Annotated in this window: 16 protein-coding genes, 2 tRNA genes and 1 other RNA gene; 12 read left to right on the forward strand and 7 right to left on the reverse strand. The window is 73.3% G+C overall.

Annotated elements, in window-relative coordinates:
• Positions 1 to 66: 66 nt before the first annotated feature.
• The 3 genes from eccD to KG111_RS01430 are packed head-to-tail and all read left to right on the forward strand — an operon-like array spanning position 67 to position 4,171.
• Positions 67 to 1,452 (forward strand): type VII secretion integral membrane protein EccD, encoded by a 1,386-nt coding sequence (eccD, locus tag KG111_RS01420; RefSeq protein ID WP_205293011.1) that lies wholly within the window; start codon positions 67 to 69, stop codon positions 1,450 to 1,452.
• 2 nt (positions 1,453 to 1,454) lie between these two features.
• Complete coding sequence (locus KG111_RS01425) at positions 1,455 to 2,894, forward strand: type VII secretion protein EccB (protein WP_205293010.1); 1,440 nt, start codon at positions 1,455 to 1,457, stop codon at positions 2,892 to 2,894.
• Positions 2,891 to 4,171 carry a S8/S53 family peptidase gene (locus tag KG111_RS01430; protein ID WP_205293009.1) on the forward strand — a complete coding sequence of 427 codons (1,281 nt, stop codon included), beginning with the start codon at positions 2,891 to 2,893 and terminating at the stop codon, positions 4,169 to 4,171. Before KG111_RS01425 ends, KG111_RS01430 begins: the two co-directional genes overlap by 4 nt.
• A gap of 124 nt (positions 4,172 to 4,295) precedes the next feature.
• Here KG111_RS01430 and KG111_RS01435 read toward each other — a convergent pair.
• Positions 4,296 to 4,384, reverse strand: a tRNA-Ser gene (locus KG111_RS01435).
• Between the two features lie 120 nt (positions 4,385 to 4,504).
• Between KG111_RS01435 and ffs the strand changes: the two genes are divergently transcribed.
• From ffs to KG111_RS01470, 7 genes are all read left to right on the forward strand, one after another.
• Positions 4,505 to 4,595: signal recognition particle sRNA small type (ffs, locus tag KG111_RS01440), an RNA gene on the forward strand.
• A gap of 56 nt (positions 4,596 to 4,651) precedes the next feature.
• Positions 4,652 to 6,970: a DNA polymerase III subunit gamma and tau gene (locus KG111_RS01445; RefSeq protein WP_213450020.1), complete on the forward strand. Its 2,319-nt coding sequence runs from the start codon at positions 4,652 to 4,654 to the stop codon at positions 6,968 to 6,970.
• Positions 6,971 to 7,042: 72 nt separating this feature from the next.
• On the forward strand, positions 7,043 to 7,441 hold the full coding sequence (locus KG111_RS01450) for a YbaB/EbfC family nucleoid-associated protein (RefSeq protein WP_205292309.1): 399 nt from the start codon (positions 7,043 to 7,045) through the stop codon (positions 7,439 to 7,441).
• A gap of 12 nt (positions 7,442 to 7,453) precedes the next feature.
• Positions 7,454 to 8,050: a recombination mediator RecR gene (gene recR / locus KG111_RS01455; protein WP_205292310.1), complete on the forward strand. Its 597-nt coding sequence runs from the start codon at positions 7,454 to 7,456 to the stop codon at positions 8,048 to 8,050.
• Entirely contained in the window at positions 8,047 to 8,673 is a 627-nt protein-coding gene (locus KG111_RS01460) for a DUF5063 domain-containing protein (protein ID WP_205292311.1), read from the forward strand. The genes recR and KG111_RS01460 overlap by 4 nt, the downstream gene beginning before the upstream one ends.
• Positions 8,674 to 8,779: 106 nt before the next feature.
• Entirely contained in the window at positions 8,780 to 10,057 is a 1,278-nt protein-coding gene (locus tag KG111_RS01465) for an aspartate kinase (RefSeq protein ID WP_205292312.1), read from the forward strand.
• Positions 10,054 to 11,103: an aspartate-semialdehyde dehydrogenase gene (locus tag KG111_RS01470; RefSeq protein WP_213450021.1), complete on the forward strand. Its 1,050-nt coding sequence runs from the start codon at positions 10,054 to 10,056 to the stop codon at positions 11,101 to 11,103. The genes KG111_RS01465 and KG111_RS01470 overlap by 4 nt, the downstream gene beginning before the upstream one ends.
• Positions 11,104 to 11,211: 108 nt before the next feature.
• Here the strand turns inward: KG111_RS01470 and KG111_RS01475 are convergent, their stop codons facing one another.
• The 3 genes from KG111_RS01475 to KG111_RS01485 all read right to left on the reverse strand — a co-directional run bounded on the left by KG111_RS01475 (position 11,212) and on the right by KG111_RS01485 (position 13,564).
• Positions 11,212 to 12,315, reverse strand: coding sequence for a hypothetical protein (locus tag KG111_RS01475; protein WP_205292313.1), 1,104 nt, complete (start codon positions 12,313 to 12,315; stop codon positions 11,212 to 11,214).
• Between the two features lie 140 nt (positions 12,316 to 12,455).
• Positions 12,456 to 12,532: transfer RNA gene (locus KG111_RS01480), tRNA-Pro, on the reverse strand.
• An 81-nt stretch (positions 12,533 to 12,613) separates the two neighbouring features.
• Positions 12,614 to 13,564, reverse strand: coding sequence for a metallophosphoesterase (locus KG111_RS01485; RefSeq protein ID WP_205292314.1), 951 nt, complete (start codon positions 13,562 to 13,564; stop codon positions 12,614 to 12,616).
• A 36-nt stretch (positions 13,565 to 13,600) separates the two neighbouring features.
• Here KG111_RS01485 and KG111_RS01490 point away from each other — a divergent pair, with 36 nt between their 5' ends.
• Positions 13,601 to 14,059 carry a GatB/YqeY domain-containing protein gene (locus KG111_RS01490; RefSeq protein ID WP_205292315.1) on the forward strand — a complete coding sequence of 153 codons (459 nt, stop codon included), beginning with the start codon at positions 13,601 to 13,603 and terminating at the stop codon, positions 14,057 to 14,059.
• A 70-nt stretch (positions 14,060 to 14,129) separates the two neighbouring features.
• Here KG111_RS01490 and KG111_RS01495 read toward each other — a convergent pair whose 3' ends face one another.
• On the reverse strand, positions 14,130 to 16,433 hold the full coding sequence (locus KG111_RS01495) for a penicillin-binding protein (protein ID WP_205292316.1): 2,304 nt from the start codon (positions 16,431 to 16,433) through the stop codon (positions 14,130 to 14,132).
• 239 nt (positions 16,434 to 16,672) lie between these two features.
• Between KG111_RS01495 and KG111_RS01500 the strand changes: the two genes are divergently transcribed.
• Complete coding sequence (locus KG111_RS01500) at positions 16,673 to 16,954, forward strand: WhiB family transcriptional regulator (protein ID WP_240195977.1); 282 nt, start codon at positions 16,673 to 16,675, stop codon at positions 16,952 to 16,954.
• 54 nt (positions 16,955 to 17,008) lie between these two features.
• On the opposite strand, the gene bagB is transcribed toward KG111_RS01500, so the two are convergent.
• Together bagB and bagA are read right to left on the reverse strand one after the other, a co-directional pair.
• Positions 17,009 to 18,220 carry an ArsA family ATPase gene (gene bagB / locus KG111_RS01505; protein WP_205292318.1) on the reverse strand — a complete coding sequence of 404 codons (1,212 nt, stop codon included), beginning with the start codon at positions 18,218 to 18,220 and terminating at the stop codon, positions 17,009 to 17,011.
• Positions 18,221 to 18,231: 11 nt separating this feature from the next.
• On the reverse strand, positions 18,232 to 19,230 hold the full coding sequence (gene bagA, locus KG111_RS01510; RefSeq protein WP_249666251.1) for an ATPase BagA: 999 nt from the start codon (positions 19,228 to 19,230) through the stop codon (positions 18,232 to 18,234).
• Between the last annotated feature and the right edge of the window lie 33 nt (positions 19,231 to 19,263).

The raw sequence follows: 19,263 nt of genomic DNA on the forward strand, positions 1-19,263 counted from the left end.
CGTCGGTCCCTCCGTCGGCGTCTCGACGACGAGCACGGCCGGTGAGTCGAAGGAAGGGTGGAGCGGATGACACAAGTGGGCGGGGTCCCCCCGGCGCTGGCCTCGGGGCTGGTGCGGGTGACCGTCACGTCGGGGACCCGGCGCGTCGACCTGGTGCTGCCGGGAGCGGTGCCGGTCGCGGAGCTCCTCCCCGAGCTCGCCCGCAGCGTCGGCCTGCTCGACCCCACCACCGTGCACGGCGGCTACCGGGTGGGCACCGCCGACGGGCGCCGGCTCCAGCCCGACAGCGGCCTGGTGCTCCAGGGCGTCGAGGACGGCAGCCTGCTCACCGTGACCGCCGGTGTCGACGACCCGCCCCCGCGGGTCTACGACGACGTCGTGGAGGCGATGACCGACGTCGTCGAGCACGAGCTGCGGCCGTGGAAGCCGGCTTCGGGGCGTCGTACGGCGTTGGCGGCGGCGGGGCTCTTCCTGCTGCTGGGCCTGGCGGCGCTGCTGGTGCAGCGTGGCTCCGAGCTCGCGGCGGCGGCTGCCGCACTCGTCGCGCTCGCCCTGTGCGCGGCGGGCATCGTGCTCTCCCGCGCCCAGCGGGAGCCGGAGGCCGCGGTCGGCGTCTCCTGGCTCGCGGCCGCGTTCGCCGCGGCGGCCGGGGTGATGTTCGCGCCCACCGACGCGGCGCTGGCCGCGGAGCCGCTGGCCTACGGCGGTGCCGGCGCCCTGCTGGCCGGGGCGATCTGCGTGGTCGGCCTCGACGCCGGGCGCACCCTGGTCCTGCCTCCGGTGGTGCTCGGGGTGCTGGCGATGATGGCGGGGTTCTACTTCCGCTCCGCCGGCGCCGACGGGTTCGCGCCGGCGACCGTGCTCACCGTGCTGCTCGCGTTCGTCGTGCTGACCGGCAGCGTCTTCCCGTGGCTGGCGCTCGGTGCGACCTCGACGCGGGTCGAGCAGCTCTACGCCCCGGCCGACATCACCGCCGACCCCGAGGACATCGACCCGCACCGGGTCTCGGCCGATGCCCGGTTGGCGCACGAGATCCTGCTCGCCATCTCCGGCACCGTCGGGGTGATGCTCCTGGCGGTGGCCCCGCTGGCGGTCAGCCTCGGCGTCACCGGCACCCTGCTCGCGGTGGACGCCTGCCTGATCGTGATGCTGCGCACCCGGCAGTACCGCACCGGCAGCGAGGTGATGCTCGGTCTCGCCTCGGGCATCGCCGGGCTCGCGGTCACCGCCGTGGCGGTGCTGACCCTGCACGACGAGTGGCGGCCCACCCTGGCGGTGCTGCTGGCGGTGGCCGGCGCGGTGCTCCTGGCGGCGACGCTGACGCCGTCGGTGCCCTCGGTGCGTCGCGGTCGGCTCGGTGACGTGCTGGAGTCCGCGGCGCTGATCGCGCTGCTGCCGCTGCTCGTCGTCGCGATCGGTCTGTTCGACCAGGTCCGCCAGGCGGTGTCCTGAGCGTGGCGACCAAGAAGGACCTGGTCGAGGCCTACTCGTTCAGCCGGCGCCGGCTGGTCACCGCTTTCGTCTCGGGCGCCCCGGGCGGGCGCGAGGTGGAGCCCGCCCGCCCCGGCCGGATGATCGTCGGCGGGGTCGCACTGGCGGTGCTGCTGGTCGCCGCGGGCGCCGTCGCGGGGGCGCTGAACCCGCGCACCGACCCGTCGTGGAGCGAGCCCGGCCTGGTCACCGACGACCACGGCGCGCTGTACATCATCCTCGACGAGAGCGTCTTCCCCGGGCAGGTGCAGCTGCGCTCGATCATCAACGTCACCTCCGCCCAGCTGATCCTGGGCTCCGACGTGAAGACCAAGAGCGTGCCGGACGAGACGCTGTCCCAGCAGGAGAAGGGCCCGCAGATCGGCATCCTGGACGCGCCGGCCACGGTGCCCGGACCCCGGCAGCTGATCAACAGCGGCTGGAGCTCGTGCACGGCCTCAGGCGCCGGCATCCGCACCGAGATCGCCGAGGAGGTGCGGCCGCGGCCCGCCGATGACCAGGCGTTCGTGGTGCGTGCAGCAGACAGCGGCAAGCGGTACCTGATCGCGGAGGCCGACGTCGACCGTCTGCCGCGGCGCGCCTACAGCTACCAGCTGCCCGCCGACAACGACGGCCTGTACGACGCGCTGCGGCTCTCGCCGAACGACGAGATCGAGGTGCCCGACGAGTGGCTCGGCCTGTTCCCGGCCGGTGAGCCGCTGGACGCCCGTGGCCTGGGGCTGGGCGACCTCGGGGCACCCGCGGGCCTGAGCGGCTACACCGACGGCGCGCTGGTCGGCGACCTCTACGTCCGCAACAACAACACCTACGTCGCCACCCGGTCGGGCTTCGTCAAGCTCACCCCGTTCGCGGAGGCCGTGCTGCGCAACACCCCGGTGGACGGCAAGCGGCGGCTGCCGCGCGAGATCACCGCCGGGCCGGGTGCGTCGTTCACGATCGATGAAGGCGTGCCGTACGACGCCTCCTCCTGGCCGGAGGCGCTGCCGACCGGCTCGGTGTCCGCCAGCGAGGAGATCTGCGGCGTCCTGGTGACCGAGGAGGGCAACGTGCCGGCGGTCCGGCTGGCCACCGTGCCCGCCGAGGTCGGCATGCTCGAGGGTGTCGCCGCCGGTTCCCGCGAGGTCGACGTGATGTCCGGCCACGGGGCGCTGGTGCGCTCGGCGGACTGGGGATCGACGACCGGCACCAGCATCTACCTGATCGACGACCGCGGTCGGTCCAACTCCGTGGCGGGTGCGGAGGAGGTCGAGCGCCTCGGGTACGACGGCGTGGACAAGGTCGTGGTGCCCGACTCCTGGAACAAGCTGTTCCGGCCCGGCGCCGACCTGTCGGTGCTGGCCGCGCTCTGCCCGCCCAGCGCCGAGCCGCCACCGGGCGGGCCGAGCAAGGAATCCTGCTCGTGACCCGGCGGGCCCGGCCCGCGCTCGCCGCGCTGCTCACCACCCCGATGCTGCTGGCCCCGATGCTGGCTCCGGCGCTGGTCGCGCCGGTGGGGGCCGTCCCGGCCGTCGGCCCAGGCGGCGCCGTACCTGCGGCGCGGGCCGCCGCGGAGGGGCCGGACTGCGACACGGTCGGGGCCGACACCGAGCTCGGCGACCCGGTGACCGGTGAGAACGCGGCGTCGGTGGAGCTCCAGGTGCCCCAGGCCACCGAGGTGGCCCGCCGGCGCGGGGTCCGACCGGGGGCGGGGGTCAGCGTCGTCGTGCTGGACAGCGGCGCCGCCGGGTACGCCGCCCGCCCCTCCGCGAGCCTGGCGAGCAGCCACGGGGTGATCGTCGCCGGGATCGTGGCGGGTCCGGACCAGCCCAAGCCCCGCATCAAGGCCGGGATCGCGCCGCGGGCGCGCATCGTCGACCTTCCCTTCTACGCCGCGCCGCGGCACGAGGCCAGCGACGGGGTGCCGGTGCCCACCGCCGGCGCGCTGGAGCAGCGGTTGCGCGAGGTCGGCGACCGGCTGGCCTCCGGTGCCCTGGGGCCGCGCACGATCGTGCTGGTGCCGGCGGAGGTCCCCGGCTCCGACCGCCTGCGCGCCGCCCTCGACCGGGTCGTCGCCCGCGGCGCGCTGGTGATCGCCGCGGCCGGTGACCGGCCGGGTGAGGACGAGTCGTTCCTGGCGCAGTTCGTCGGCAAGGCCAAGCCCGGCGAGGACGCGGCCGCCGAGGTGTGGCCCGCCGCCCACGAGGACGTCGTCGCCGTCGGCGTCTCGACCCCGGGCTCCCTCGACACGGTGCTGCGCAGCTCCGCCATCGACCTGGCCGCCCCGGGCACGGGCTCGGTGGTCAAGGGCCTCAACGGCGCGTGGTGCGTGGTGACGTCGGTCTCCACCCACTGGGCCGCCGCCCAGGTCGCCGGCGTCGCGGCACTGGTGTGGTCCGCGCACCCGAAGGAGTCCGCCGCCTGGCTGCGCGCCCGCCTGGAGGCCACCGCCAGCGGCAACGGAGCCGCCACCAGCCCGCTCACCGGCTTCGGGGTGGTGCAGCCCGTGGAGGCGCTGCGCCGCGAGGTCGAGGCGACGGACGCCACCGGTCTCGACGAGGAGGTCGCCCCGGGCCGGGTGCCCCGCAAGCGCGCCGACGTCCTCGCCGCCGTACGCGAGGACGCCGTGTGGTGGGGCCTGGGCGGTGGAGCGGCGCTCGTCGTGCTGCTGGTGCTGCGCCCGGTGCTCGCCCGCCGCCGCTGAACCGCCTCCCAAGAGAATTCGTCGAGAATCGCCGAGAAGTCGACAAATCCACTTGGGGCGCGGAGCCCGGAGTGGCAGGGGCTGGAAAGCACGAACGGCGCCGAGGTGTCTCGGCGCCGTTCTCTGGCGGAGGTAGGGGGATTCGAACCCCCGAGGGCTATTAACCCAACCCGCTTTCCAAGCGAGCGCCATAGGCCACTAGGCGATACCTCCGCCCGGGAGGCTACCGGTCCGCGCCGCGGTCGTGGAAATCGGGCCGACGCGCAAGGTCGGTGTGGCCAAGGTGGCCGCCCTGCGTGGGGGTCGCGTGACGGTGTCGTCTAAGGTGGTGCCAACCCCTCGTGCGGCGATATCTCACCCAACTCCCCCAGGGCCGGAAGGCAGCAAGGGTAAGTGGGCTCTGTCGGGTGCACGAGGGGCCTTTACGTTCCTGGGGCCGCCCGCCTGTCGTGCGTCGGAGCCGCTGGTTAGTGTTCAGACGTGGACTCCCCGCTCGCTCTCTACCGCCGCTACCGGCCCGAGACCTTCGCCGAGGTGATCGGGCAGGAGCACGTGACCGAGCCCCTGCGTGCCGCGCTCGCCGGCAACCGGGTCAACCACGCCTACCTCTTCTCCGGCCCGCGCGGCTGTGGCAAGACCACCAGCGCGCGGATCCTGGCGCGGACGCTGAACTGCGAGCGCGCGCCCGTCGCGGACCCCTGCGGGGAGTGCGAGAGCTGCCGCGACCTGGCCCGCAACGGTCCGGGGTCGATCGACGTCATCGAGATCGACGCGGCCTCCCACGGTGGCGTCGACGACGCCCGCGACCTGCGGGAGAAGGCGTTCTTCGCGCCGGTGAGGAGTCGCTACAAGGTCTACATCATCGACGAGGCGCACATGGTGACCACGCAGGGCTTCAACGCCCTGCTCAAGCTGGTCGAGGAGCCCCCGCCCCACCTGCGCTTCATCTTCGCCACCACCGAGCCGGAGAAGGTCATCCCGACCATCCGCTCGCGCACCCACCACTACCCGTTCCGGCTGATCCCGCCGCGGCTGCTCACCTCCTACCTGACCGAGCTGTGCGAGCGGGAGGGCGTCGCGATCGAGCCCGCCGCCCTGCCGCTGGTGGTCCGCGCCGGTGCGGGCTCCGCACGCGACACCCTCTCGGTGCTGGACCAGCTGCTCGGCGGAGCGGGGGAGCGGGGCGTCACCTACGAGCTGGCCAGCGGCCTGCTCGGCTACACCCCCGACACGCTGCTCGACGACGTGGTCTCCGCGTTCTCCGCCGGCGACGGTGCCGCCGTGTTCGGTGTGGTGGACAAGGTGATCGAGACCGGGCAGGACCCGCGTCGGTTCACCGAGGACCTGCTGCGCCGCCTGCGTGACCTGGTCATCGTCTCCGCGGTGCCGGACGCGCCCGCCTCCGGCCTGCTCGACGTCTCCGCCGACCAGGCCGACCGACTGGTGGCCCAGGCCGCCGCGTTCGGCCGCGGCGAGCTGACCCGGGCCGCCGACCTGGTCGCCGCCGGGCTCACCGACATGCGCGGCGCCACCGCGCCGCGGCTGCTGCTGGAGCTGATCTGCGCCCGCATCCTGCTCCCCGCCGCGGACCACAGCACCGAGGGCGTCCTGGCCCGCCTGGACCGCCTCGAGCGCCGGGTCGCGATCACCGGTGTCACCTCCGCCGAGGCCGCGCCCGCCCCCGCTCCGGCCCTGCCCGCCCAGGACCGGCCGGTGCCGTCGGCCGCCGAGCGCGCCGCCCCGGAGCGGGCCGAGCAGGCACCCGAGGCGCCCGCCCACCGGGTGGTGCGGCCCGAGGTGCAGATGCCGGCCGCCCCGGCCCCGGCCCCGGCCCCGGCCCCTGCCGCGCAGCCCGCCCCGCAGCCCGCTGCCCCGGCACCGGAGCCTGCGGCCCCGCCTGCGGCCCCGCCTGCGGCCCCGCCTGCGGCCCCGCCTGCGGCCCCGCCTGCGGCCCCGCCTGCGGCCCCGCCTGCGGCCCCGCCTGCGGCCCCGCCTGCGGCCCCGCCTGCGGCGCGCGCTCCCGAGCCCACGCCGGCTCCCGAGCCTGTGCGGGCGCCCGAGCCGGCCGCCCAGCCCGCCCAGCCGCCCGTCCGGCCGCCCGTGGAGCAGCCCGCCGCGGCGGCGCCGGCACCCGCCCCGGCGGCCGGGAGCGGGCTCACCCTGGTCGACATCCGCCGGCTGTGGCCCGCGGTGATCGACCGGGTGAAGAACGTCAAGCGGGTCACCTGGATCCACCTCACCCAGAACTCGCAGGTGGTCGCCTTCGACAACAAGGTGCTCAGCCTGGGCTTTGCCAACGACGGGCCGCGGCGCTCCTTCGAGAGCGGCGGGCACGCCGACATCGTGCGGCAGGCGGTGATCGACGAGATCGGCGCCGACGTGCGGATCGAGGCGATCATCGACCCCGGCGCCACCCCCGGCGCGCCGCCCCCGCCCCCGGCGGCCCCCGCCGCGTCGGCTGCCGCGGCGCCCGCCGCCCCCGCCACGTCGTACGACGCCCCGCCGGCCGCCCCGCCGACCGACGACGCACCGCCGTGGGACCTCGACGGACCCGCCGGACCGACCGGGCCGGCCGGCCACGCCGAGGCTCCGGCGAGCACCCCGGCGCAGCCGGAGGCACCCACTTCGCGGCGCGCCCGGATCGCCGAGGTCGCCGCCCAGGCGCACCCGGACGTGCCGCCGCCCGACCCCGACGCGGCCGTCGACCTCGACGACGCGGAGGTGGACGCCGAGTCCAGTGCCGAGCTGCTGGCGCGCGAGCTCGGCGCCCGGATGATCGAGGAGATCCCGCGCACCTGAGCGGCACCCGACCCACCACCCCCGGCGGACGACGCGGAAGCGGCCCGCCACCCGAGAAGAGATGAGAAGACCATGAGCCAGAACCCCTTCGACGCCCTCGGCGGCGGTGACCTCGGCGGCGGCCTTGACCTGGGCGCCCTGATGCAGCAGGCCCAGCAGATGCAGCACGAACTGCAGGCGGCGCAGCAGCGCCTGGCCGAGACGATCGTCGAGGGCTCGGTCGCCGGCGGCGCCGTGACCGTCTCGGTCTCCGGCGTCGGCGAGCTGACCGGCGTCACGATCAAGCCCGAGGCGGTCCAGGGCACCGACGAGGAGTCGCTGGCCGACCTCGGCGACCTCGTGGTCGCCGCCTTCCGCGACGCGCGGACCCGCATCGACGAGCTCGCCGCCGAGACCCTCGGCCCGCTGGCCGGCGGCCTCGGTGGCGGCGACGCCGGCCCCGGCGCGGCGCCGGGCCGGCTCGGCTTCTGAGTCGCACCCGGCATGTACGAGGGTGTCGTCCAGGACCTGATCGACGAGCTGGGGCGGCTCCCCGGCATCGGCCCGAAGAGCGCGCAGCGGATCGCGTTCCACCTGCTGCAGGCCGAGGCCGCCGACGTGCGTCGGCTGGCCGAGGTGCTGCTGGAGGTCAAGGCGCGGGTGAAGTTCTGCTCGACCTGCTTCAACGTGGCCGAGGAGGACCAGTGCCGCATCTGCACCGACCCGCGCCGCGACCCCACCCTGCTGTGCGTGGTGGAGGAGTACAAGGACGTCGTCGCGATCGAGCGCACCCGCGAGTTCAAGGGCCGCTACCACGTGCTGGGCGGCGCGATCTCCCCGATCGACGGGATCGGGCCCGAGCAGCTGCACATCCGTGAGCTGCTCACCCGCCTCGCCGACGACACCGTGGGCGAGGTCATCCTGGCCACCGACCCGAACCTCGAGGGCGAGGCGACCGCGACGTACCTGACCCGGATGCTGAACCCGCTGGGGTTGCGCGTGACGCGTTTGGCGAGTGGACTGCCGGTAGGAGGCGACCTCGAGTACGCCGACGAGGTCACCCTCGGCAGAGCGTTCGTGGGAAGGCAGGCGGCGACATGAGCGACATCCCTGGAGCAGCGCCGGTGCTCGACCCGAGGTCCGCTCGGGCGCCGTCGGCGGAGACGATCGCGTTCGCCGAGGACATCGCCACCTCGGTGCGCGGCTTCCTGGACGCGCTGCCCACGATCGCCACCCAGGCCACGCCCGGGCAGGCGGTGTCGCTGCTGCTTCTGGAGATCGGGCAGATCGCACTGGCGGGTGCCCGGCTGGGGGTGCAGCGCGACTTCGATCCCCGTGAGGAGTACCAGCCCGACGTCGGTCCCGACGCCGACGTGGAGGAGCTGCGGATGCGCATCGCCGAGCTGCTCGGCGACGCCGACACCTACAGCTACGTCTTCGACCCCTACCGGCCCGAGCTGGTCACCGGGCTGCTCTCCGACGACCTGGCCAGCATCGCCGCCGACCTCGAGCTCGGCCTGCGCCACCACGGCCGGGGCGACGTGGACGAGGCGCTGTGGTGGTGGCAGTTCTCCTACGTCTCCAGCTGGGGCGCGCAGGCGGGCGCCGCGATGAAGGCGCTGCTCTCGGTGGTGGCTCACGACCGCCTCGACGTCGAGGTGCCCTCAGAGGAGGACCAGGTGGCCGCCGTCTCCACGACCCTGGACAGCGGCGAGGAACAGTAACCGCGCTCGGTAGAATCGTGCGCGGTCCCGCTGCTGGTCGCCCGCGGCGGGGATCGAACCGCGTTCCCCCCTTCCTTCCCCCGTCCAGCCAGGAGTGAGTCCGCCCATGGGCATTGTCGTGCAGAAGTACGGCGGCTCGTCGGTCGCCGACGCGGCCGGCGTCAAGCGCGTGGCGCAGCGCATCGTCAACACCAAGAAGGCCGGCCACCAGGTCGTCGTGGTGGTCTCGGCGATGGGCGACACCACCGACGAGCTGATCGACCTCGCCAACGAGGTCGCGCCGCTGCCGCCGGCCCGCGAGCTCGACATGCTGCTCACCGCCGGTGAGCGGATCTCGATGGCCGTGCTGGCCATGGCGATCGCCACGCTCGGCCACGAGGCCCGCTCGTTCACCGGCTCCCAGGCCGGCGTGATCACCGACGCCGCCCACGGCAAGGCGAAGATCATCGACGTCACGCCCAGCCGCATCCAGAAGGCCATCGGCGAGGGCGCGATCGCGATCGTCGCCGGCTTCCAGGGCGTCTCGCAGACCACGAAGGACATCACCACCCTGGGCCGCGGCGGCTCCGACACCACCGCGGTGGCGCTCGCCGTCGCCCTCGACGCGGACGTGTGCGAGATCTACTCCGACGTGGACGGCATCTTCACCGCCGACCCGCGGATCGAGCCGCGCGCCCGCAAGGTGCCGCGGATCTCCTACGAGGAGACCCTCGAGATGGCCGCGCAGGGGGCCAAGATCCTGCACCTGCGGTGCGTGGAGTACGCGCGCCGCTACGACATGCCCATCCACGTCCGCTCCTCCTTCTCGGAGAAGGAGGGCACCTGGGTCGTCAAGGCCGAGGATGTTGCCCAGGAGGCCACCATGGAAGCTGCCATCATCACCGGTGTCGCCCACGACCGGAGCCAGGCCAAGATCACCGTGGTCGGCGTGCCGGACAAGCCGGGCGAGGCGGCCGCGCTGTTCCGCGCCGTCGCCGAGGCGCAGATCAACATCGACATGATCGTGCAGAACGTCTCCGCCGCCGCGACGGGGCGCACCGACATCTCCTTCACCCTGCCCAGCAGCGAGGGGCAGACTGCGATGACGGCGCTGTCGCGGATCCAGGAGTCGATCGGCTTCGAGAGCCTGCAGTACGACGACTCGGTCGGCAAGGTCTCCATCATCGGCGCGGGCATGAGCTCCTCCCCGGGCATCTCCGCCCGCTTCTTCGAGGCGCTCTCGGAGGCCGGGGTCAACATCGAGATGATCTCCACCTCGGAGATCCGCGTGTCCGTGGTGGTCTCGGAGACCCAGGTCGTCGACGCCGTCAACGCTGCACACGCCGCGTTCGACCTCGGGTCGGACGAGATCGAGGCCGTGGTCTACGGAGGTACCGGACGATGAGCAAGCCCATCAACATCGGCGTCGTCGGCGCCACCGGCCAGGTCGGCGTCGCGATGCGCCAGATCCTGCTCGAGCGCGACTTCGGAGTCGGCGAGATCCGGTTCTTCTCCTCGGCCCGCTCTGCGGGCAAGGTGCTCGCCTTCGGTGACCGTGAGGTCGTCGTGGAGGATGCCGAGACCGCCGACCCGACCGGGCTGGACGTCGCGCTGTTCTCCGCCGGCGCCACCGCCTCGCGCGCCCTGGCCCCCCGCTTCGTCGAGGCCGGCGTGATCGTGGTCGACAACTCCTCGGCGTTCCGCAAGGACCCCGACATCCCGCTGGTCGTCTCCGAGGTGAACCCCGAGGCCGCCCGCGGCGTGATCGAGGCGGGCCGCGGCATCATCGCGAACCCCAACTGCACCACGATGGCCGCGATGCCGGTCCTCAAGCCGCTGCACGAGGAGGCCGGGCTGCGCCGCCTCATCGCGTCGACGTACCAGGCCGTCTCCGGCTCCGGCATCGCCGGCGTGGAGGAGCTGGCCAACGGTGTCGCCGCGGCCGGTGACAAGGCCCGTGAGCTGGCGTACGACGGCGAGGCCGTCGACTTCGGCGAGCCCGGCGTCTACAAGCGCACCATCGCCTACAACGTGCTGCCCTTCGCCGGGAACCTCGTCGACGACGGCCTGGGCGAGACCGACGAGGAGCAGAAGCTGCGCAACGAGTCGCGGAAGATCCTCGGCATCCCCGACCTGCGGGTGTCCGGGATCTGCGTGCGCGTGCCCGTCTTCACCGGCCACTCGCTGGCGATCAACGCCGAGTTCGAGCGCTCCCTGCCCGTGGACCGCGCCCGCGAGCTGCTCGCCGGCGCCCCGGGCGTGGAGCTGGCGGAGATCCCGAACCCGCTGGCCGCCGCCGGCAAGGACCCCTCCTACGTGGGCCGGCTGCGCCAGGACCCGGGCGTCGACGACGACCGCGGCCTCGCGCTCTTCGTCTCCAACGACAACCTGCGCAAGGGTGCGGCCCTCAACACGGTGCAGATCGCGGAGTTGATCGCCGCCTCGCGCTGAGCGGAACGCCCCTGACGCGCGAAGACCTCGCCCCCGGCTCGTACGACGAGCCGGGGGCGAGGTCTTTCTGCGTCACCGGTGCGCGCCTGATGCGGGTCAGGCGCGGGGTCAGGCGTCTGGTGGCTCCACGAACGTCTTGGTCACCCACACCGACGCCAGGTAGCCGCCGACACTGAGCAACGGGATGACGACCAGCATCGTCCAGCTGTCGAGCACCTCGATGAGCAGCAGCAGCGCGATCACCGCGACCATGCCCACCGCGAGGAAGCTCGAGCTGCCCGGGTCGGGGACCAGGAACGCTTTCAGCAGCTGGCTGCCCAGCAGCACGCAGAGCGCGAACGTGGCGATCAGCAGCAGGAAGCCGGGCCCGCCACCGCACGAGGAGGTGCCGCGCACGGCCTCGCAGCCGCGCAGCGAGAGCCAGGTCAGCACGACCATCGTCGCGCCCACCACGAGCCCAGTCAGCGCCGCGGCCCGGTAGATGGTGAGCAGCGGGTCGTGGTCGGCCGCGGCAGCGATCTCGGCGATCTCCGCGTCCTCGGCGGCGAGGTCGGCGAGGACCGCGTCCCCCTCCATGACGCTCGTCGCAGAGCCGCCCGTGGCCGGTACGGCGCCGCCACGGGCCGCGGATCCGCCCGGCCCCGCGCCGGGACGCCGCAGGCCTGCGGAGAGGGTGGACAGGCGGGCGGCCATGCCGCGCCCGGCGGGACGCGCCGGCTCCGGCTCCGTCTCGGATTCGGCGTCGATGTCGACGGCGGTGTCGGTCGTGTCGGCGGCGGGCTTCACCGGCGAGATGACCTGCGTCGCCGTGGCATCGGCCGGGTCGTCGGCCGGGTCGTCGCTGGTGTCGGCAGCCGCAGGCACCTCGACGGCGGGCTCCTCGACGACGGCGTCCTCCACCGCGACGGGTTCCTCCACCGCAGCAGGCTCCTCCACCGCGACGGGCTCCTCCACCGCAGCAGGCTCCTCCACCGCGACGGGCTCCTCCACCGAAGCAGGCTCCTCGACGACCGGCGCCTCGACGGGCTCCTCGACGACGGGTTCCTCCACCGCGACGGGCTCCTCGACGGCGGGCTTCGCCGCTGCGGCGGGCTCGGGCTCCGGCCGGGTGGGCGGCTCGGAGACAGCCTTCTTCGAGTCCCCGCGCTTCTTGCGCCCGAAGAGCTTGGGCGGCTCCAAGCTGAGCTTCAGCTTGTCCTGCTCGTCTGCCATGGGCGGCAGTCTGTCACGAGGGAGGCCACGATCGGACGGAGTCCGGACAACGTCCGAGGTGCCCAGGGGCGCCAGGGGGCGCCAAAACGAGCGAAGGACCCACGTGGTCGTGGGTCCTTCGCCGGTGTCTGGTGACACGGTGGTCGGGCTGACAGGATTTGAACCTGCGGCCTCCTCGTCCCGAACGAGGCGCGCTACCAAGCTGCGCCACAGCCCGCCGATCGCGCACCCCTCGCGGGGTTCGCTCACAAGCAGGGGAGCATACCGGAGCGGCGCCCGCGACCCGCAATCCAGGGGGTCACCGGACCGCTTCGGTGTCCCGTTCGCGCGGCACGAGGGTCAGCAGCGAGGCCTCGGGCCGGCAGGCGATCCGCATCCGCAGGTACGGGTTGGTGCCGAGTCCCGCCGAGACGTGCAGCGCCGCGGAGCCGGGGTCGCCGGGCCGGGAGTCGGCGGGGTGCCGGTGCAGGCCGCGGGCGCGGGCCGGCTCGAGGTCGCAGTTGGTCGTCAGGGCCCGGCCGCCGGGCCACGGCAGGCAGACCTGTCCGCCGTGGGTGTGCCCGGCCACGATCGCCTCGTACCCGTCGGCGGCGAGCTGGTCGAGCACCCGCAGGTACGGCGCGTGGGTGACCCCGATGCGCAGGTCGGCGTCCGGGTCGGCCGGTCCCGCGATCGCGGGCAGGTCGTCGTACCCCAGGTGCGGGTCGTCGACCCCGGCGAAGGCCAGCGTCGCCTCGCCGACGGTGAGCGTGCCCCGGCGGTTGGTGAGGTCCAGCCAGCCCGCCGCGCCCAGCCCGGCGCTCAGGTCGCGCCAGGGCAGCTCGGGGACGTCAGTGTGCCGGCGGCCGTCGTCGGGCAGCAGGTAGGCGAACGGGTTGCGCAGACCGGGCTCGAAGTAGTCGTTCGAGCCGTGCACGAACACCCCGGGCACGTCCAGCAGGGCGTCCAGGCTCTCCAGCACCGGCCACACGGCGTCGCGGTGCGCCAGGTTGTCGCCGGTGTCGATGACGAGGTCGGGGTGCAGCGAGGCCAGGTCGCGCACCCACTCCTGCTTGCGCCGCTGCCCGGGCACCATGTGCAGGTCACTGAGGTGCAGCACCTTCAGGGGCCGCATCCCGGGCGGCAGCACCGCCACCTCGTAGCGGCGCAGCGTGTACTGCCGGGCCTCCCAGTGGGCGTAGGACGTCACCGCCCCACCGAGCAGGGCGCCGAGGCCGGCCACGCGCCCCGCCGTCCTGACCAATCCCATTCGGCAAGGCTGACACACGACGGGCACAATCTCCCCATGGGCACCCTCAAGGATCGACTGCGCGCAGACCTGACCACCGCGATCAAGGGCCGCGACGAGGTGCGCTCCTCCACGCTGCGGATGGTGCTCACCGCCGTCACCAACGCCGAGGTCGCCGGCAAGACCCACAAGGACCTCACCGACGACGAGATCGTCACGGTGCTGGCCAGCGAGGCCAAGAAGCGGCGGGAGGCGGCCGTGGCCTTCGAGGACGGTGGCCGCCCAGAGAGCGCCGCCAAGGAGCGGGCGGAGGCCGCGGTGCTGCAGGACTACCTGCCTGAGCAGCTCGGTCCGGAGGAGATCGCCCAGATCGTCAGCGCCGCGGTCGAGCAGGCCGGCGTCGCCGGTGAGGGCCCGAAGGCCATGGGCAAGGTGATGGGCATCGTCTCGCCGCAGGTCAAGGGCCGCGCCGACGGTGCCGCCGTCGCCGCTGAGGTACGACGCCAGCTCGGCTGACGCCGGGACCCGACGCCCCGGGAGGCCCGGCGGCCGCCACGGCCGCCGGTCACCCGGATCCGGCGACGGGTCAGTCGCCGCCCTTCTTGCGCTTCTTCTTGGCCTTCTTCGGGCTACCGTCGGAGATGTAGACGGTGACCTTGTCGCCGCCGGCGAGCCCGGTGCCGGCCCGCGGCGCGGTGGAGGCCACCAGCCCCCGGCTGTAGCTGGAGTCGACGGTGCTGCCGCGGACCACGTCGAAGCCGAGGTCGCTGAGGATGTCCTCGGCCTCGTCGTACGTCTTGCCGCCCACGTCGGGGACCGGGGTCAGCAGTCCGCGGATGTCGGTCGAGGAGGGCCGGTTGAAGTCCTTGTCCTCCAGGAACGGTGCGATCTTCTTGAACGCATCGCCCCAGATCGGGCCGGCCGTGGTGGAGCCCGAGGTGGAGTACAGGGTCCGACCGCCGATGGAGCGGCCGTTGAGGGTCTCCGGCTGCCCGGCCTTGTTGAGGCCGGCGACCGTGGCCGCGCCCGCCAGCGTCGGGGTGTAGCCGACGAACCAGACGGCCTTGTTGTCGCTGGTGGTGCCCGTCTTGCCGGCAGCCGGCTTGCCCGGGTTGAGCGCGGCACCGAAGCCGCCGGGGGCGACCACGCCGCGCAGCACGTCGTTGACCGCGTCGGCGACCGGGCTGGCGAAGACCTGCGTGCAGCTCTTGGGGTACTTCTTCAGCACGTTGCCGTCGATGTCCTCGATCTGGGTCACCGGGCGCGCGTCGCAGTGCACGCCGCCGGCCGCGAACGTCGCGTAGGCCTCCGCCATCTCCAGCGGGCTCACGTCGGCGACGCCGAGGGTGAACGACGGCACGATGTTGTCCTTGGTCAGCCGGCTGATGCCCATCGCGCGGGCGAGCTTCCACGGCTCGCAGATGCCGGTCATCCGCTCCAGGTTCACGAAGAACGTGTTGACCGACTTCTGGGTGCCCTCGTAGAGGTTCGGCGCGGCCGAGGCGGTGGTGGAGTTCTTCGGCCGCCACACCTCGGCGCTGCGGTACGGGCCGTCGCAGGTCTCGAAGTCGCGCAGGCTGACCGAGATCTGCTTCGGCGCCGGGATCCGCTGGTTGAGCGGGATGTCCTGCATGATCGCCGCGGTCAGCACGAACGCCTTGAACGTCGAGCCGGGCTGGAAGCCCGCTGCGTCGCCGTACTGGCGCGGGACGGTGTAGTTCAGGAACGTCTGGCCCTTGCGCTTGCCCATCGGGCGCGACTGGGCGATCGCCTTCACGTTGCCGGTGCGGGGCTCGATCAGCGCCAGGGCGCCGATGGCGGCGTCCTCGGGGTAGACCTTGCTGGCCACCGACTCCGTCGCGGCGCGCTGGTGGCGCATGTCGAGCGGGGTCCGGATGGTCAGGCCGCCGCTGAAGATGAGCCGCTCACGCTCCTCGGGCGTCTCGCCGAGGGCGGGATCCTCCTTGAGCCAGCGCACCGCGAAGTCGCAGTAGAACTGGGCAGGGGAGTTCACGCAGCCGTTGCGCTGCTCGGCCACCTTCAGCCCGAGGCGGCGCTCCTTGGTCTTGGCGGCCTCCTCGTCGGTGATCACGCCGAGCTGGGCCATCCGCTGCAGCACGATGTTGCGGCGCACCTTCGCCTGGGCGGGGTACTTCGTCGGGTTGTAGGCCTCGGGGGACTGCACCAGGCCCGCCAGCAGCGCGGCTTGGCGCAGGTTGAGGTCCTTGGCGTTGACGCTGAAGTAGTGCTGCGCGGCGGCCTGGACGCCGTACGCGCCGTCGCCGAAGTAGGCCGTGTTGAGGTAGCGCTCCAGGATCCAGTCCTTGGTGTGACGCTTCTCGAGCGCGATCGCGTAGCGCAGCTCGCGCAGCTTGCGGCCGTAGGTGTCGTCGGTGGCGGCGCGCCGCTCCTCGTCGGTCTTCGCCTGGTTGACCAGGGTCAGCTTGACCAGCTGCTGGGTGATCGAGGAGCCGCCCTGCGCCACGCCGCCGGAGGCCTGGTTGGTGAACAGGGCCCGCATCGTGCCCTTCAGGTCCAGGGCCCCGTGCTGGTAGAAGCGGTAGTCCTCGATGGCGACCATCGCCTCGACCATGGTGCGCGAGATCTGCCGCAGCGGGACGTTCACCCGGTTCTGGTCGTACAGGGTGGCGATGGTGGTGCCGCGCACGTCCTTGATCTCGGTGCGCTGCGGCAGCTGCTCGGTCTCGAGCTCCTGGGGCAGGTCGTCGACGGACTCGGCCAGGTTGCGGGCGGTGAAGCCGGCCACGCCCGCGAACGGGATCGCCAGCCCGGACACGACCACGCCGAGCACCGCCGCGACCAGGAGCATCACGCCGAGGTGGGAGGCGATCCTGCCGGGCGGCAGGCGGTCGGGGCGGGTGCGGGACATGGCCCTCAGGGTACGTGACCGAGGTGGCGACGCTCAGCGCCGGCGAGGGCACCGGCCACCCCCGGGGACGTCACACCCATCCTGATGCGGGATGTCCATAGTCAATTTTGACTAGTCAGGTTGGGTCCGATGAGCGGTGTTGTGTCCTGGGCAACTGCCTTTACTTTGATTGACGTCGGTAGGACCAGTCGCTGTGGGGGCGATGGCCGGCCGGCTGTGGGACACAAGGACACAACATGATGTGGGTAGACGACTGGACGCCGCGGGCCGCTTGCCGGGACGCGCAGCCTGACCAGCTCTTCGTTCGGGGCGCGGAGCAGAACAAGGCCAAGCAGGTGTGCTCGGGTTGCGCGGTGCGCACCGAGTGCCTGGCAGAGGCGCTCGACAACCAGATCGAGTGGGGCGTGTGGGGTGGCATGACCGAGCGTGAGCGCCGGGCGCTGCTGCGGCGCCGACCGAACGCCTCCTGGCGCAAGGTCCTCGAGGACGCCCGCAAGGGCGAGGGCGTCCGCGCCCTCTGAGTCGGCGCGAGCCGCCTCACCCCTGCGGTGAGGCGGCTGCAGTGCTGCCCGCGTCTAGCGGGCCAGCGTCTCGTGGGACTCGGCGAGCAGCTCGCCGATGCGGCGCAGGCCGTCCAGGTCGTGCACGTCGCCGGCCAGGGCCGGCACCACGGCCGTGGCCACCTGCGGGTGGGCGGTGGCGAAGCGGGCCCGCAGGGTGCGCTCGCGCTCGACGAGCCGCATCCGGTCGCCGTGCAGGCGCAGCAGCCCGGCGGTCAGCGACCCCGGGTCCTGCTGCCGCAGCCGTTCGGCGGCCGACAGCGCCTCCTCGGCCGACAGCATCTCCGCGGGCTCGGCGCTGGCCCGGTTGACGACCATGCCGGCCAACGGCATGTCGTCCTCGCTGAGCCGCTCCACGAAGTAGGCGGCCTCGCGCAGCGCGTCGGGCTCGGGGGCGGCGATCACCAGGAACGCGGTGCCGTCGGCCTTGAGCAGGGCGTAGGTCTGCTGCGCCCGCTGCCGGAACCCGCCGAAGACGGTGTCCAGCGCGGTGACGAACGTCTGCAGGTCCTTGAGGAACTGCGCGCCCAGGATCCGGGTCAGGGCGTTGGTGATCAGGTTGAACCCGGCCGTCATCAGCTTCGCCGGCCCCTTCGCCGGCGCCAGCAGCAGCCGGACGAACCGGCCGTCGAGGAAGCTGGAGAGCCGTTCGGGGGCGTCGAGGAAGTCCAGCGCCGAGCGCGACGGCGGGGTGTCGACGACGATCAGGTCGTAGTCCCCCTCAGCCTCCGAGCCCGGTACGACGTGCTCGCGGTGCAGCTGCCCGAGCTTCTCCATCGCCATGTACTCCTGCGTGCCCGCGAACGAGCTGGAGAGCGCGACGTAGAACGGGTTGGCCAGGATCTGCTGCGCCTTCTCCGGGCTCGCCTGTGCCAGCACCACCTCGTCGAAGGTGCGCTTCATGTCCAGCATCATCGCGTCGAGCCGCCCGGGCCCCTCGACCCCGGAGACCGGGCGGGGGGTGTTGTCCAGCTGGTCGATGCCCATCGACTGCGCCAGGCGTCGCGCCGGGTCGATCGTCAGCACCACCACGCGCCGGCCGCGCTCGGCGGCCCGCAGCGCCAGCGCGGCGCTGGTCGTGGTCTTGCCGACACCGCCCGAGCCGCAGCACACGATGATGCTGGTGTGGCGGTCGTCGATCAGCGCGTCGACGTCCAGCGCACCGGCCGGCCGGTGCGGCGCCGTCGCGGGTCCGACCCGCGAGGATCGTCCGGCAGAACGTGCCATCGTGGCGCCCCCTATGCCATTCCCTGGGCCCGCAGCATGCCGGCCAGCTCGTAGAGTCCGCCGAGGTCGATGCCGCCGGGCAGCCGCGGCAGCTCGTAGGTCGGCTGGCCCAGCTCCGCGACCAGCGCGCGCTGGGAGTCCTCCAGGGCCCGCCGCTCGGCGTGGTCGGCCGCCTCGGCGAGCAGCCCGTCCACGAGGCCGGGGGTGACCTTCAGGCCCGTGCTCGTCAGGTCGGACTCGATGCGGGCCCGGTCCAGGGTGCCGGCGCGGGCAGGGGCCAGCGCGTCCGCGCTGAGGTCCTGGGGGCGGACCTGGTTGACGATCACGCCGCCCACCGGCAGCCGCGCCGCACGCAGCTCGGCGATGCCGTCGGCGGTCTCCTGCACCGGCATCTCCTCCAGCACGGTGACCAGGTGCACCGCGGTGCGCGGGGAGCGGAACAGGGTCATCATCGTGTCGGCCTGCGCCTTGATCGGACCCACCTTGGCCAGCCCGGCCAGCTCGTTGCTGACGTTGAGGAACTGGGTGATCCGGCCCGTCGGCGGCGCGTCGAGCACCACGGCGTCGTACCGGATCGCGCCCTTGTTGCGAGAGTTGCGCTCCACCGCCTCGTAGACCTTGCCGGTCAGCAGCACGTCGCGCACCCCGGGCGCGATCGTGGTGGCGAACTCGGTCACGCCGAACCGGTCCAGCGCGCGGCCGGCGCGGCCCAGCCGGTAGTACATCGACAAGTACTCCAGCAGCGCCGCCTCGGCGTCGATGTGCAGCGCGTGCACCACCCCGCGCCCGCCGTCGGCGTCGGGCAGGCCGGTGGTCAGCCGCTGCTCGGAGTAGGGCAGCGGCTCGACGTCGAACATCCGCGCGATGCCCTGGCGGCCCTCGACCTCGCAGAGCAGCACGTTGCGTCCCCGCCCGGCCAGCGCCAGGGCCAGCGCGGAGGCCACGGTGGACTTGCCCGTGCCGCCCTTGCCCGAGACCACGTGCAGCCGCACCCCATCCCAGTCGCTCACGTCGTGCAGCGTAGCGAGAGCACGGGCGGACGG

The sequence above is a fragment of the Nocardioides faecalis genome (genome assembly GCF_018388425.1).
Classification (GTDB): Bacteria; Actinomycetota; Actinomycetes; order Propionibacteriales; family Nocardioidaceae; genus Nocardioides; species Nocardioides faecalis.

What these genes read in the sequence shown, in the direction of transcription:
- eccD (WP_205293011.1), top strand. Translation starts at nt 67, where the DNA reads ATGACACAAGTGGGCGGGGTCCCCCCGGCGCTGGCCTCGGGGCTGGTG.
- KG111_RS01450 (WP_205292309.1), top strand. Translation starts at nt 7,043, where the DNA reads ATGAGCCAGAACCCCTTCGACGCCCTCGGCGGCGGTGACCTCGGCGGC.
- recR (WP_205292310.1), top strand. Translation starts at nt 7,454, where the DNA reads ATGTACGAGGGTGTCGTCCAGGACCTGATCGACGAGCTGGGGCGGCTC.
- KG111_RS01460 (WP_205292311.1), top strand. Translation starts at nt 8,047, where the DNA reads ATGAGCGACATCCCTGGAGCAGCGCCGGTGCTCGACCCGAGGTCCGCT.
- KG111_RS01465 (WP_205292312.1), top strand. Translation starts at nt 8,780, where the DNA reads ATGGGCATTGTCGTGCAGAAGTACGGCGGCTCGTCGGTCGCCGACGCG.
- KG111_RS01470 (WP_213450021.1), top strand. Translation starts at nt 10,054, where the DNA reads ATGAGCAAGCCCATCAACATCGGCGTCGTCGGCGCCACCGGCCAGGTC.
- KG111_RS01475 (WP_205292313.1), bottom strand. Translation starts at nt 12,315, where the DNA reads ATGGCAGACGAGCAGGACAAGCTGAAGCTCAGCTTGGAGCCGCCCAAG.
- KG111_RS01485 (WP_205292314.1), bottom strand. Translation starts at nt 13,564, where the DNA reads ATGGGATTGGTCAGGACGGCGGGGCGCGTGGCCGGCCTCGGCGCCCTG.
- KG111_RS01490 (WP_205292315.1), top strand. Translation starts at nt 13,601, where the DNA reads ATGGGCACCCTCAAGGATCGACTGCGCGCAGACCTGACCACCGCGATC.
- KG111_RS01495 (WP_205292316.1), bottom strand. Translation starts at nt 16,433, where the DNA reads ATGTCCCGCACCCGCCCCGACCGCCTGCCGCCCGGCAGGATCGCCTCC.
- KG111_RS01500 (WP_240195977.1), top strand. Translation starts at nt 16,673, where the DNA reads ATGTGGGTAGACGACTGGACGCCGCGGGCCGCTTGCCGGGACGCGCAG.
- bagB (WP_205292318.1), bottom strand. Translation starts at nt 18,220, where the DNA reads ATGGCACGTTCTGCCGGACGATCCTCGCGGGTCGGACCCGCGACGGCG.